12 protein-coding genes and 3 pseudogenes are annotated in these 13,661 nt (G+C 64.1%); 6 read left to right on the top strand and 9 right to left on the bottom strand.

The features are described from left to right. Window position 1: 1 nt before the first annotated feature. Both P1U75_RS01745 and P1U75_RS01740 read left to right on the top strand, forming a co-directional pair. Window positions 2–745: pseudogene (locus P1U75_RS01745) on the top strand (heavy metal translocating P-type ATPase); the annotation flags it as partial. A gap of 86 nt (window positions 746–831) precedes the next feature. Then, window positions 832–1,533, top strand: coding sequence for a VIT1/CCC1 transporter family protein (locus P1U75_RS01740; protein WP_300239038.1), 702 nt, complete (start codon window positions 832–834; stop codon window positions 1,531–1,533). A gap of 158 nt (window positions 1,534–1,691) precedes the next feature. On the opposite strand, the pseudogene P1U75_RS20565 reads toward P1U75_RS01740, so the two are convergent. Further along, window positions 1,692–1,907: pseudogene (locus tag P1U75_RS20565) on the bottom strand (FAD/NAD(P)-binding oxidoreductase); the annotation flags it as partial. Here P1U75_RS20565 and P1U75_RS01735 point away from each other — a divergent pair. Both P1U75_RS01735 and P1U75_RS01730 read left to right on the top strand, forming a co-directional pair. Beyond that, a complete protein-coding gene (locus P1U75_RS01735) occupies window positions 1,906–2,082 on the top strand; it encodes a hypothetical protein (RefSeq protein ID WP_300239035.1) in 177 nt (58 codons plus the stop codon). The pseudogene P1U75_RS20565 and the gene P1U75_RS01735 sit on opposite strands and share 2 nt — an antisense overlap. Before the next feature lie 153 nt (window positions 2,083–2,235). After that, the gene (locus tag P1U75_RS01730; RefSeq protein WP_300239032.1) at window positions 2,236–3,792 is read left to right on the top strand and encodes a Fic family protein; all 1,557 of its coding nucleotides are present in this window, start codon (window positions 2,236–2,238) and stop codon (window positions 3,790–3,792) included. A 322-nt stretch (window positions 3,793–4,114) separates the two neighbouring features. Here the strand turns inward: P1U75_RS01730 and P1U75_RS01725 are convergent. From P1U75_RS01725 to ectA, 5 genes and pseudogenes are all read right to left on the bottom strand, one after another. Continuing rightward, window positions 4,115–4,279: pseudogene (locus P1U75_RS01725) on the bottom strand (transposase); the annotation flags it as partial. 423 nt (window positions 4,280–4,702) lie between these two features. Further along, window positions 4,703–6,202: an aspartate kinase gene (locus P1U75_RS01720; protein ID WP_300239030.1), complete on the bottom strand. Its 1,500-nt coding sequence runs from the start codon at window positions 6,200–6,202 to the stop codon at window positions 4,703–4,705. 61 nt (window positions 6,203–6,263) lie between these two features. Continuing rightward, entirely contained in the window at window positions 6,264–6,656 is a 393-nt protein-coding gene (locus P1U75_RS01715; protein ID WP_300239029.1) for an ectoine synthase, read from the bottom strand. Between the two features lie 8 nt (window positions 6,657–6,664). Next, a complete protein-coding gene (ectB, locus tag P1U75_RS01710; protein ID WP_300239028.1) occupies window positions 6,665–7,960 on the bottom strand; it encodes a diaminobutyrate--2-oxoglutarate transaminase in 1,296 nt (431 codons plus the stop codon). A gap of 51 nt (window positions 7,961–8,011) precedes the next feature. Further along, window positions 8,012–8,542: a diaminobutyrate acetyltransferase gene (gene ectA / locus P1U75_RS01705; protein WP_300239026.1), complete on the bottom strand. Its 531-nt coding sequence runs from the start codon at window positions 8,540–8,542 to the stop codon at window positions 8,012–8,014. A 248-nt stretch (window positions 8,543–8,790) separates the two neighbouring features. Between ectA and P1U75_RS01700 the strand changes: the two genes are divergently transcribed. Further along, window positions 8,791–9,267 carry a MarR family transcriptional regulator gene (locus P1U75_RS01700; protein ID WP_300239023.1) on the top strand — a complete coding sequence of 159 codons (477 nt, stop codon included), beginning with the start codon at window positions 8,791–8,793 and terminating at the stop codon, window positions 9,265–9,267. A 26-nt stretch (window positions 9,268–9,293) separates the two neighbouring features. On the opposite strand, the gene arsJ is transcribed toward P1U75_RS01700, so the two are convergent. The 3 genes from arsJ to P1U75_RS01685 are packed head-to-tail and all read right to left on the bottom strand — an operon-like array spanning window position 9,294 to window position 12,393. Continuing rightward, entirely contained in the window at window positions 9,294–10,553 is a 1,260-nt protein-coding gene (gene arsJ, locus P1U75_RS01695; protein ID WP_300239020.1) for an organoarsenical effux MFS transporter ArsJ, read from the bottom strand. After that, window positions 10,550–11,548, bottom strand: a complete 999-nt coding sequence (locus tag P1U75_RS01690; RefSeq protein ID WP_300239018.1) for an ArsJ-associated glyceraldehyde-3-phosphate dehydrogenase — start codon at window positions 11,546–11,548, stop codon at window positions 10,550–10,552. Before P1U75_RS01690 ends, arsJ begins: the two co-directional genes overlap by 4 nt. After that, window positions 11,545–12,393: a helix-turn-helix domain-containing protein gene (locus P1U75_RS01685; protein WP_300239015.1), complete on the bottom strand. Its 849-nt coding sequence runs from the start codon at window positions 12,391–12,393 to the stop codon at window positions 11,545–11,547. Before P1U75_RS01685 ends, P1U75_RS01690 begins: the two co-directional genes overlap by 4 nt. Window positions 12,394–12,653: 260 nt before the next feature. Here P1U75_RS01685 and P1U75_RS01680 point away from each other — a divergent pair, with 260 nt between their 5' ends. Then, entirely contained in the window at window positions 12,654–13,583 is a 930-nt protein-coding gene (locus tag P1U75_RS01680; protein ID WP_300239012.1) for a LysR family transcriptional regulator, read from the top strand. Window positions 13,584–13,661 lie beyond the last annotated feature (78 nt).

Genomic DNA, 13,661 nt, shown 5'->3' with positions numbered 1-13,661 from the left:
CATGGACCAGACCCGTACCGATCGCTTCAAGACCGCAATTCTGCTTCTGGCCGTTATCGGTCTGATCACGGGTCTTGCATTCTACTTGGCTGGCATGGGCGACATCGCGAACATCGTCTGGTTCGCCGGGGTTGTTCCAGCCCTCGCCGCGCTCGCGGTCGAAATCCTGCGCAGCATCAGGCGCGGTGAGGTCGGGCTGGATATCGTCGCGGCGCTGTCGATGACCGCCGCGCTCGTCTTCGGCGAGACCCTCGCGGCGGCTGTCGTCGCGGTGATGTATTCCGGCGGCACCTTCCTGGAAAGCTTCGCCGAAGGCCGTGCCCGGCGCGAGATGCACGACCTGTTGTCCCGGGTTCCGCGGACGGCGACACGGCATCGCAATGGCGGCCTCGAAGACGTGCGGCTCGACGAAATCGCTCCCGGCGACCGGCTGCTGATCCGGCAGGGCAACGTGGTGCTGGTGGACGGCACGGTGGCCTCCGAGGCGGCCTTATCGGATACCTCCGCGCTGACCGGCGAGTCGCTGCCGGTGCGCCTTTCGCGCGGGGCCGAGGCCATGAGCGGCTCGACCAATGCAGGCGATGCGTTCGATCTGGCGGCCTCCCGTCGCGCGGCCGAGAGCACCTATGCCGGTATCGTCCGGCTGGTGGAGGAAGCGCAGGCGTCCAAGGCGCCGATGTCGCGTCTGGCGGACCGCTGGTCGCTGGGCTTTCTCGCCGTCACCGTGACCATCGCCTTCGCGGCCCTCCGGATCGCGCCGCACGAACCAGCCACACAGAAACCGCGGGCCGTCTCCAACGGGCAGGCCGACATCCCCGAAGGAGTTACGCCGTGAGCCGCCTTTCGCATACCGAAGTCCATATGGTTCATCGCATCGGCTGGCTGCGTGCCGCTGTTCTCGGCGCCAACGACGGTCTCGTGTCGACCTCGAGCCTCGTCGTTGGCGTGGCCGCGGCCGGGTCCGGAAAGCCGGAAGTGCTGATCGCTGGTCTCGCCGGGCTCGTGGCCGGTGCGATGTCGATGGCTGCAGGCGAGTACGTCTCGGTTAGTTCCCAGACCGACGCCGAGCAAGCCGACCTTGCGCGCGAGGCCCGCGAACTCGAGGAAACGCCCGAAGCCGAGCTCGAAGAACTGACCCGGATCTATGTGGGCCGCGGACTCGATCGGGATCTGGCCGAGAAGGTCGCGGTTCAGCTGACCGAGCGCGACGCTCTCGGATCGCATGCGCGGGATGAACTCGGGATCTCAGAGACCGTGACGGCCCGCCCGATCCAAGCCGCCTTGGTTTCCGCGCTTACCTTCGCCGTCGGCGCGGTGGTTCCGCTTATCGTAGTGTTGCTCGTGCCAGAGGCGCAGATCGCAGTTCTGGTGGCGGCATCGACCATCGTCGGCCTTGCGGCCCTCGGCGGCCTGGGAGCATCCGCTGGCGGCGCAGGGCTCATGCGCGGTGCTGCGAGAGTCACCTTGTGGGGGGCACTCGCGATGGCCGCGACAGCAGCCGTTGGCACAATTTTCGGCGTGACGGTCGGATAGGGAACCGCGCAGGCTGCCAGGGAATCCGTAAAAACTACGATATCATTGTCTTGTGGTTGATAAGGTTCGACAACAGGCCCATCCCTTCCATTCCAGCGGAAATCGAACACGCGGTAGGCGCGTTGCTCGGGACGGCGGCGAAATCCCCCGGCACCCTTGGACAGCCCTTCGAGCGCGCAGCCTTCGCGGATGTCGCCCCCGTGGTCCCTGTGCATCGTCTTGATCCAGGTGGCGGTTTCCGCGGCGGCGACACGGGCGAGGATGCGCGGCGCCCTTTCGACGAGGGTGACGTGCAGGCCGCGCGTGGCCGCGACTCGAACAGGACGCAGCGGATATGTCGCTCGGCGCGTACATCCGCAGGAGATATGCGACATGACGGACGAGGCGCTTGAAATCTCCCGAACCGCGAGTGAGGCCGATCATTTCGATGCTCGGTGCTTCGGACTTCTATACGAAAATCAAGACCTGCACGGCCCCGTGAAGGTCGTCGTTGTCGATGATCCGACCCTGGATCGGCTGTATCAGGTGCTACCGTCGAAGACGCATTGAGAGTATGGGTGATGCGGTTTTCGACATGTGTAGGTATTGTGATGGAATTTCGACATAAATGATTGATTTTCGACACGCTTCACTTTATGCTGATTTTCGACAAATGAGCGGATTTTGGCGCCATATTCGACGCCCATGAAAGGATTTCGACCTGTGCAACTAGATGATCTGAGACCAGCGTTTTTTCAAGACGACCCCTTGCCCGAGGGTGCGGAACTGGCTGGCTTGTCGGCTCTGGTGCATGCGCTCGATGTTGCCGCTCCTGTCCGAAACCTGTCGTCCACGGCGGACAAGTTTGTGCGCGGCAACAGGCGGAGCGAGGCAGGATGGGACATCTATGACAAAAGGTATCGTCCCGAACCGACGCTCGAAGGTCATCTGACCTTCGCGCTGCGGCACGAACCTATCGACCTGCTCGTACTCAAACGGGTGCTGGAGGCTGCCCCAGTCGAAGAGTTGACTGACCTCATCAAGCGAACGCCCACGGGTGCATTCAGCCGAAGGATTTGGTTCTTCTACGAAACGCTAACGGGTAAGCGGCTCGCCCTTGACGATGCACCCACGGTCACGGCGGTCCAAGCACTCGATCCGAAGCAATATTTCACGGGCAAAGTGAAAATTTCGCTGCGCCATCGTGTTCGGGACAACCTGCTCGGCACAGGCGCACTCTGCCCAATCATCCGAAGAACACCGAAGCTCGAAGAGCTGATCGCCAAAGACCTCGCGAGCCAGGCACAAGAAACCATCGGTCGGACGGGAGCTCAGGTTATCGCGCGCGCGGCGAGCTTTCTCATGCTGGCCGACAGCCGCGCGAGCTTCGAGATTGAGGGAGAGCGACCGCCGATCAATCGTCTGGAGCGATGGGCGCGTGCCGTACTCGAAGCAGGGAAACGCCCGCTCAACCAAACGGAAATCTATAGGCTGCATCGCATCCTCATCGGTGATGACCGCTTCACGACCATCGGTTATCGCGAAGAAGGTGTCTTCCTTGGCGAGTGCGACCACAATCATGAGCCTGTGCCGGAGTTCATCGGTGCGCGTCACGAAAACCTTATGGATTTGATGACGGGTCTCAACGAGTGCAACAACCGCTTGCGGATCACGGATATCGAGGACGTCGATCCTGTCCTGCAAGCGGCCTGTATCGCGTTCGGCTTTGTCTACATTCACCCGCTTGCTGACGGGAACGGGCGGTTGCACCGTTGCCTGATCCACCATGTTCTGGCCGAGCGCGGGTTCACGCCAAAGGGCATGGCCTTCCCCGTTTCGTCCGTCATGCTCGACCGCATTGACGACTACCGAAACGTCCTTCAGGGGCATTCGGGACCACTCATGCCATATATCGACTGGCACGCGCTTCCGAACGGCAATGTTGCAGTCACGAACGATACGTCCGATCTGTATCGCTTCTACGACTGCACGAGCGAGGCTGAGTTCCTCTATGAATGCGTCCTGCGGACCATCGAGAACGATCTGCCCCGCGAGATCGAGTATCTCAAGCGGCATGATGCCGCCATGACCGCAATCATGAATGCGGTCGAGATGCCCGACCGACTGGCCGACAACTTCATTATGTTTGTTAGGCAGAACGGCGGCACACTAGCCAAGCGCCGCCGCGAAAAGGAGTTCGCCAAGCTCACTGACGACGAGGCGGCTCTCTTGACCACAGCGGTCAACGACATTTTCCAGGATTTCCCCGACGACAGATAGGCTTTGCTGGGATGTAAAAGAACGGGAGCGCTCACGCGCTCCCGTTTTCGTTTTGGCCGTCGCCACCGTTCGGCTCTTCGAGCGGCTGGCGCAGGACGATGCGGCCATTGATCGAAACGACTTCAAGCTGGAGCGTGTAGCCTTTCCCGTCTTTATGCCGCCATGCGGTTCCAACCTTGTTCCAGAAGGACTTTTCGCCCTTGTCGGTGACGTGCCAGGCGAGGAACTCGGGCGCGTTGGGCTGCTGGTTGTCGCGTTTCGTGTTAGTGCGTGCCATGATGGGGCTCCTTTGGTTTGCGGTTTTCTTCCGGCCGCCGCGCTCGAACACGCCGGACGCCCCCTCGAGCAGGGCACGTTTCCATTGGTGGATCATCGTCGGATGAACTCCGAACCGGCTCGCCAGTTCGGCCGCCGTCTCCTCACCCTTCAGGGCTTCCAGCGCGACCTTCGCATTGAACTCGGGGGCGTGCTGCTTCCGTTTCGACATCTCCGATCTCCTTCTCGTCGAAGATCAGCAGACTGCAAACCGTAGCTTATGTCAGTGTCCGAATTTCAGGGGGTAGCTCACTCCAGGATCATTGCATGCCGATGCTGAGTGAGTTTCGCCAGTATCGTGACATCGCTCTTGCGCGAAGAGACGCGACAGCAGAGGATGGCTGCGTAAGCTGATTTGCGCCAAGGGAATGCGCATCTATCGCTCAATGACATCCTGCGGCATTCTGCACGCGCAACATGCTGCGGTCGTGACCGTGGCTAGCAACGGGCCCATAACGGTCAATCGCCCTGATGATGCCCGCGCCCAAATCGGGGCGCGATCCTCGCCCCATCCGCAAAGGGGGCAGACCTTGCGGCCCACCCCCCGAAGCAAACGGTTTGGCCTTGCGGCCGCTCCGTCATCCCTGCATTTGGATCAACTGGCGTTGGACAGCCGGAACCCGGTTTCCGGCGCCTGTTTCGGCGGCGGTTTGCGCTCCAGCCGGATCGGCTGCGTGCCGCCCGCCGCCGGCTTTTCGATCAGCGCCCGGTGCAGCGTCTTGATCGCCTTGTCGCGGTCGTCCTTGGCGACCAGGAACTGGATATCGACGCTGCCCGGCAGGTGCTGGACCGCCAGCGGCGTGATCTGCGCCGCCTGCAGCGCGGCCAACCCGGCCTGGGTGGCGTTCAGCCCGTTCAGGTCACGCCCGATCACCGAGACCAGCGCCAGCCCCTGCACCGTCACGTCGGCATTGGGAAACTTCTCGGTCAGGTCACGCTCGGACCGGCGCACCGCCTTGAGCGGCGCGTCGAGGTAATGGGTGATCGTATTGGCGTTGGTGCCCTTGGAGACGATGTGCACCTTGTGCCGCGCGAGGATCTCCAGCACGCTCTGGTCATAGCCCTTCACGCCGACCATGTCCTGTTCGAACAGCGACAGCGCATAGGCGTGCAGCCCGGTCACGATTTCGGCCGCCGGCAGATCGGCCGGGGCGTCGTCGATCAGCGTGCCGGGATCGCCCGGATCGAAGGCATTGGTCACCCGCAGCGGGATGCCCGCCTTGCGCAGGGTCTTGGCCGCGTTGGGGTGAATCGCCTCCATCCCCAGATTCGACAACTGGTCGGCCACGTCATAGTTGGTGTGCCCCAGCTTGCGCACGGCACCCTCGCCCACCAGTTTCGGATCGGCGGACGACAGGTGGAATTCCTTGTGAATGATCGCCTCGCTCGCCCGGGTCAGGGCGGCGATGTTCGAGAACGTCACCTCGGAATAGCCGCGATCGAACTCCCGCATCAGCCCCTCGGTACACTGGGCATAGCCGGTGACGATGGGCATCTCGGCGCTCAGGTCGACCTGTTCCAGCCCGGCGGTGATCCGCTCTTTCAGGCTGTGCTCCTCCTCGTCACGCCAGCCGCTGAGATCGACGAACCGGGCGTTCACCCCGGCGCGGTGCAGCAGAAGGGTGGTGACATAGGCCGAATGCGCCTCGCCCAGACCGGACAGCAGCTCGCGGATCACCATCATGTGGCTCGACAGCCGGAAATGCCCATAGGAGCACAGCCGCCGCAGGTCGAACAGGCACGACCGCGCGCCCTCGATCCGCTCGCGCACGAACTCGTCGGCGGCGGTCAGGTCGGCGGGATGCTCCAGCACGGCGGAATGCGCCTCGCGCATGGCATCGGCCACGCGGGTCAGCCCGTCCAGCCAGTCATGGCCGTTGTCGTCATTGGCAAACAGCGCATAGACGCCGGGCGTGCCGGTCTTCTTGTGTTCCAGCAGCAGGTTGGTGATGCCGCCGAAGGCAGAGACCACAAACACGCGGTGATAGAGGTCGGCGCCCTCGCGGGTGCCGATGAAAAGCGTATCGCGCAGCTCGCGGATACGGCTCATCGAGGTGCCGCCGATCTTCTCGACGGTATGGTCTGGAAAACTCACAGGGGGGGATTACCCGGCGGGTCGCGCCGAGCCTCCTTTGTTCAGTTCCGGGTCAGGTGGCTCAGGCCGTTTCCAGCGCGTAGGAGCCGTCGGCCTGGTGCACCTCGTTGCCGGTTACCGGCGGGTTGAAGCAGCAGGCCATGACCAGCTCTTCCTCGGCGCGCAGGGTGTGCTTGTCATGCTCGTTCAGCGCATACATCACGCCCGGCTTGATCTCATGGGTCTCGCCGGTGGCCAGATCGGTGATCGAGCCTTTGCCTTGCATGCAATAGACGCTCTCGAAGTGGTTCTTGTAATGGAACGTATGCTCCGAACCGGCCTCGAGAAAGGTGATGTGGAACGAAAAGCCCATCCCGTCGTCGGCCAGCAGCATCCGCACGCTGGACCATTTGGCGTCCGACACCACGCGTTCGGGCTCGTTCTTGGTGATTTCGTTGAAGTCGCGTACGATCATCGGTCTTGTTACTCCGCTGCAATTCTCTTGGGTTCTTCGGACAATACCTCGCGGGCCGACGCCAGCAAGATGCCCAGCCCCTTGCGGAACATCTCGTCCGGGGTGGTCAGCGGCGCCAGCACCTTGACCACCTCATCGTCCGAGCCGGAGGTCTCGATCACCAGCCCCTTGCCAAAGGCGGTGGCGCAGATCCGCCCGGCCAGGTCGCCCGAGCCGACATCGACCCCCTGCATCAACCCGCGCCCCTTGAGACGCGCGCCGGGGATCATCTCGGCCAGCTCGCCAAGCGCCGTGGTCAGGATCATCGCCTTTTCGGCCAGCGATTTCTGGAACGCGTCGTCGGCCCAGAATTTTTCGATCGCCACGCGGGCGGTGACAAAGGCATGGGTATTGCCGCGGAAGGTGCCGTTATGCTCGGCCGGGCCGAACACGTCATACTCCGGGCGCACCAGCGTCAGCGCCATCGGCAGGCCAAAGCCCGAGATGGATTTCGCCATCGTCACGATATCCGGCACGATCCCCATCTCCTCGAAGGAGAAGAAGCTGCCGGTGCGGCCGCAGCCGGCCTGGATGTCGTCGACGATCAGCAGCGCGCCGTGGTCATGCGCCAGCTCGGCCACCCGCTTGACCCATTCGGGGCGCGCGGCGTTCAGCCCGCCTTCACCCTGCACGGTCTCCAGCAGGATCGCCGCCGGGGCGTCGACGCCGCTGGAGGTGTCGCGCAGCATCGCCTCGAGGAAATCGGCGGTGTCCACCTCGTCGCCGAAGAACCCGTCGAAGGGCATCCGCGTCACGCCGGGCAGCTCGATACCGGCGCCGCCACGGTGATAGCCGTTGCCGGTGGCCGCCAGCGCGCCCAGCGTCACCCCGTGGAACCCGTTGGTAAAGGCCACGATATTGCTGCGCCCGGTCACCTTGCGCGCCAGTTTCATCGCCGCCTCGACGGCGTTGGCGCCGGTCGGGCCGGTGAACATCACCCGGTGATCCATGCCGCGCGGCTTGAGGATATGGGTCTCGAACGCCTGAAGGAACCCGGCCTTGGTATCGGTGTGCAGGTCCAGCGCATGGGCCAGCCCGTCATCGGTCAGATGCTCGATCAGGGCGATCTTCATGTCCGGGTCGTTGTGGCCGTAGTTCAGCGAGGAGCAGCCGGCGAGAAAGTCGATATAGGTCCGCCCTCGGGCATCGGTCATTTCCGAGCCCCGGGCCGAGGTAAAGACGGTGTCGAAGCCGCGGCAATAGCTGCGGGCCTCGGATTCACGGCGTTCAAAGATCTTGATTTCGGCTGACGTGTCAGTCGACATGGTAAGTCCTTCCAGCAATAGATTGGGGAGCACGGGCGGGCGCAGCATGGCTTATGCCGCTTTCTTCATCCGCCCGGGCAGTTTGATGGTGACCATGTATTCGGTCGGGTGCAGCCCCATGAAATGGTCGTCGCGGATGAAATGCGGCTGCGAGTCGAACCGGCCGAAGCGGCGCTCGCAGAACCGGCGGAACAGGCTCCACGAGGCTTCGTTGCCGCGCGTGATGGTGGTTTGCAGGCGGGTGACATCCTCGCAGACGTCGCGATCCAGGATATGGCCCAGCATCTTGGTGCCCAGACCCATTCCGCGCGCATCGGGCGACACGGCGACCTGCCAGACAAACAGCGTATCGGGCTCGCTCGGCATGACATAGGCCGAAACCCAGCCCAGAATCTTGCCGTCCAGCTCGACCACGACGCAGGTGTCGCGGAAATGGTCGCACTGGATCAGGTTGCAATACATGGAATTTTCATCGAGCGGCTTGCATGCGCGGACAAGATCCCAGATCGCGCCGCCGTCTTCAGCGACGGGCTTGCGCAGGGTGGGGCGTTTCTCGTGCGACATGTTCTGTGCCTGGGGCATGACGAATTTGCTTCCTCCGTTTGCTTCGAGTGTCAAAGTAACATCGCCGCGAAAAACTTCAATAAGTAAAAGCAAAATGTCGCTTATAGCGCGATAAGCCGCCAATATGGGCCAAAAATGCTTCGTTCTATCGTGATATATGCTTTGATAAAACAAAGCATATGGCGGGTTGCCACCCCTGTGCGCATGGCTATTGATGGCGACCTAAGGCTCTGTCATCATTGGATAACTCTTGTCCGGGAGGGCGAATGGATCGCACCGATATCAGCCTGATCGCCCTGCGGCGGATTCTCCGCGCGACCGAGCTGTTCGGCCGCGAGCTGGCGCAGGCGGCGGGGCTGACAGCGGTTCAGTTCCGGGTTCTGCAACTGGTCAGCGAGCGCGGCAATTGCACCGCGACCGAGATTTCGCAGCGCATGCGGGTGTCGCAGGCCACCGTCACCTCGCTGGTCAACAAGCTGGTGCACCAGGGCATGGTGGAGCGGCAGCGTTCGGAAAAGGACCGGCGCCAGACCAATATCGTGATGACCGAAAAGGGCGCCGCCGCCATCGCGCGCGCGCCCGACGCGCTGCAACAGCGCTACGTGCGCAAGTTCGAGGCGTTGGAGGATTGGGAACAGGCGATGCTGGTCGCGGCGCTGGAACGGGTCGCCTCGATGCTGGACGCCAAGGATATCGACGCCTCGCCGGTGCTCGATACCGGCGATTTCACCACCTCCGGCTGAACCGCCCCGCCCGGATCAGGCCGGGATCAGGCCGCGACCGGGCGTAGCCGCGCCGCCCCCAGCGCGCTCAGCGCCACCATCGCCGCAGCGGTTCCGAGGCACAGCGGCAGCCCGCCAATCTGGTAACTTGCCCCCGACAGCACCGTGCCCAACAGCCGCCCGGCGGCATTGGCCATATAGTAGAAGCCGACATCCATCGTCACGCGGCTGTCCTCGGTAAAGGCCAGGATCAGGTAGGAATGCAGCGCGGAATTGACCGCGAAGATCGCCCCGAACACCAGCAGCCCGGCGATCAGCGCCGCGGTCAGCCAGGGTGCCGGCGCCCCGGCCAGCAATGTCAGCAGCGCCAGCGCGGCGGGCACCACGATCAGCGCCGTCGCCCAGCTCCGCGCGCCCGCCACCATCGCCGCCTCGCCCCGTGACGCGGCGCGCAACAGGGTCGGCGCGCAGACCTGCACCGCGCCGTAAAGGATGATCCAGACCGCCATGAAGCCGCCGATGACAAAGAACGCAGCCCGGTTGCCCGCCTCGGACCCGTCCGACAACACCGCGTGGAAATAGATCGGGATGCCGACCACGAACCACACGTCGCGGGCGCCGAACAGGAACACGCGGGCAAAGCTGAGCCAGTTGATGTTGCGGTTCCCGGAAAAGACCTCGCGGAACCTGGCGTCCTTGCGACCGGCGGGCAGACCGGCGGGCATGCCGATCAGCACGGCGATCAGGATCGCCGCCAGAACCCCTGCCATGCCCAGCACGGCAACATGGAACCCCGCCAGCGCCAGCAGCGCCGCGCCCAGCAGAAAGCCCAGCCCCTTGACCGCGTTCTTCGACCCGGTCAGCAATGCGACCCAGCGGAACAGCACACCCTCGCCCTTGGGCGCCAGCAGTTTTACCGCCGATTTGGAGCTCATCTTGGCCAGATCCTTGGCCACCCCCGAGGCGCCCTGCACCAGCATCACATAGACCACCGAAAGCGTGAACGACCAACCGGGATCGAGCCGGGCCAACGCCAGCAATGCGGCCACCTGCAGCCCCAGCCCGGCATAAAGCGTGCGGGTCAGCCCGAAGCGCGCGGCGATCCATCCCGCCGAAAGGTTGGTGACGCAGCCGGCGAACTCATAAAGGACAAAGAGATAGGCCAGCTGCACCGGCGGGAAACCCAGCGTATGAAAGTGCAGCAGCACCAGCATCCGGAGCGCCCCGTCGGTGAGCATGAAGGCCCAGTAGGCAGCAGTGACCGCCACATAGGCGGCCAGCCCCCGGTCGGTCGCGGTCTGGCTCACAGGCTGGCCCCGACCATCAGCGCCACATCCACCAGCCGGTTGGCATAGCCCCATTCGTTGTCGTACCAGGCATAGATTTTCACCTGGGTGCCGTTGATGACCATGGTCGACGGGGCGTCGATGATGCAGGAGCGCGGATCGTTGGTGTAATCGGCGCTGACCAGCGGGCGGGTCTCGAACCCGAGGATGCCGGCAAGCGCGCCCTCGGCAGCGGTCTTGAACAGGGCGTTGACCTCTTCAACGGTGGTTTCCCGTTCCACCTCGAACACGCAATCGGTGAGCGAGGCGTTCAGCAGCGGCACCCGCACCGCATGGCCGTTCAGCTTGCCGGTCAGTTCGGGATAGATCAGCGTGATCGCGGTGGCGCTGCCGGTGGTGGTGGGGATCAGCGAATTCAGCGCCGAGCGCGCGCGGCGCAGATCCTTGGCCGGGCGGTCGACGATGGTCTGGGTATTGGTCACGTCGTGGATCGTGGTGATCGAGCCGTGCTTGATGCCCAGCCCCTCGTGGATCACCTTGACCACCGGCGCGAGGCAGTTGGTGGTACAGCTTGCGGCGGTGACGATGTCGTGCGCGGCCGGATCGTAATCGTGGTCATTCACGCCATAGACGATATTGGCGGTCGGCCCGTCCTTGACCGGGGCCGAAACGACAACCTTCTTCACTCCCGCCGCGAAATAGGGGGCGAGTTTTGCTTGCGTCTTGAAGGCGCCGGTGCAGTCGATCACCACGTCGACCCCCTCCAGCGGCAGATCCTCCAGCCGCCCGGCCTGATGCACCGGCAGGCGGGTGCCGTCGATGCTGACGCTGTCCGCGTCATGGGAAAACGCGGCAGGCCAGCGGCCGTGCACGGAATCGAACTCCAGCAGGTGCGCGTGCATTTCCGCATCCCCCACCGCGTCGTTGATCCAGGCCACCTGCGCGCCGCGTTCCAGCAGCGGGCGCAGCGCCAGCTTGCCCATGCGGCCAAGGCCGTTCAGCGCGTATCTGGTCATTCCGCAGCTCCTTCCAGTGCGGTTTCCCCGATCCCGTCGACCGCCGCCTGAAGCGAGATGCGGTCAAGCGTGTCGAGGGGCAGGGCGGCGAAGGCGCGGATGCGGTTGCGCAGCGCGCCATAGGTCTGCTGGAACGCCAGCCGCTTCTCGGCGTCGGTGCCGGTCGCCTTGACCGGGTCGGGCATGCCCCAATGGGCGCTGACCGGCTGGCCGTCCCAGGCCGGACAATCCTCGTTGGCGGCCTGGTTGCAGACGGTAAAGACGAAATCCATCACCGGCGCCTCCGGTTCCCGGAATTCCGCGATGGTCTTGGCGCGCAGCGGCGTGGTGTCATGTCCCTTGGAGGCCAGCGTCTCGACGGCAAAGGGGTTCAGTTCGGAATAGGGGCTGGTGCCCGCCGAATAGACGTTGAAGCGGTCGCCCGCCTCGCTGCGCAGCAGCGCCTCGGCAAAGATCGAGCGGGCGGAATTGCCGGTGCAGATGAACAACACGTTGTATTTCCGGTCGGCCATGGCGGCGGCTCCGTCAGAGGTGGGAGGGGGGAACGGCGTGCAGATTTCGGGCCGCCCGCGGCAACAGTCGAGGATAAGAAACCGCATCATCTTCTGCACCTGGGGCATTCTGGCCCGATAGCGCAGCGAGGTGCCCAGTCGGTGCTGTTCGGCCAGCCCGGCCTCCAGCAGCGCTGACAGGTAAACCGAATTGGTGCTGGCCTTCAGGTCCAGCGCGGCGGCGATCTCCCCGGCGGGAACCGCATCGGGATAGCGCCGCATCAGCAGGCGGAACACCGCCATCCGCTGCGGGTGGCTGAGGGTGGCAAGCTGGTCGAGCGATTCTTTTTCCATATTTCATGAATAAATAAAATATATGAGGTCAACAAGGCTGAAACCGGCGCTTTGACAAGGCTCCCGCGCGTCGTCGCAGGGTGGGGTGCCGGGATGACGGGGGTGTGACCATGGGCGGCAATCGTGCATCTGCGCCTTTTCGGCGCCTGTGCCGGGATGGCGGCCCGGCTGCTGTCGCGCACCGGGGTGTGATCGCGGCAGTCCCGGAGCGCCGGTTGAAAGATATTTCCTATCGGTTTCTGCCGTGCCAATGTCATATCATGATCGGAAAGCTTGAAATGCTCATCGCACTGGCCAAGGAACAACACTTCGGTCGCGCCGCCACCAGCATCGGCGTCACCCAGCCGACCCTCTCGACCGGCATCCGGCAACTCGAGGACCAGCTCGGGGTCAAGCTGGTGCAGCGCGGCTCGCGCTACGGCGGGTTGACGCCCGAGGGCCAGCGTGCGCTGGTCTGGGCGCGCCAGATCGTCGGCGACGCCCGGCGGCTGCGCGAAGAGATGCGCTTTACCCACGCCGGGCTCTCGGGCCACCTGCGCATCGCGGTGATCCCGACCGCGCTGACCACCGCCTCGCGGCTGGCCGCCGCCTTCAACGCCGAACATCCCAACGTCAGCTTCACTATCCGCTCCTCCACCTCGATCGAGGTGCTGACCATGCTCGACAACCTCGATATCGACGCCGGCATTTCCTATCTCGACAACGAACCGCTGGGCCGGGTCTCTACCGCCGTGCTCTACCGCGAAACCTATACGCTGGTCTGCGCCGGGGACCATCCGCTCGCCGCGCGCGACCGCGTCGACTGGTCCGACCTGGCCGACCAACGGCTCTGTCTGCTCACCCCCGACATGCAGAACCGGCGCATCATCAACAAGAACTTCACCGAGGCCGGGATCACCCCCAGCGCGCAACTGGAGTCGAACTCGACCGTGGTGCTGGTCTCCCAGGTGCAGCACGGCAACAGCGTCACCGTGCTGCCGGCAGATATCGCGCATTTCCTGACCGCGGGAACCGGGCTGAAGGTGATCCCGATCCGGCAACGGCACGACGGGCACGCCGTGGGCCTCGTCGCGCCCTATCAGGAACCGCACACGCCGGTGCTCAAGGCGCTGCTCGACATGGCGCACAAGCTGGCCGCGGGGCGCGGCGGGCGGCGCCTGACCGCCGGAAAGCCGGGGCGCGCGGAGTGACTTCCCGATAGGGGTATGCCATCGCCATCGACCCCGCGATGGGGGCACCGCATCCCGACCCCCGCCCCCCGGCCATCG

Source organism: Antarcticimicrobium sp. (assembly GCF_029212575.1).
Classification (GTDB): domain Bacteria; phylum Pseudomonadota; class Alphaproteobacteria; order Rhodobacterales; family Rhodobacteraceae; genus Antarcticimicrobium.
This window is presented reverse-complemented; position numbering and strand designations above follow the sequence as displayed.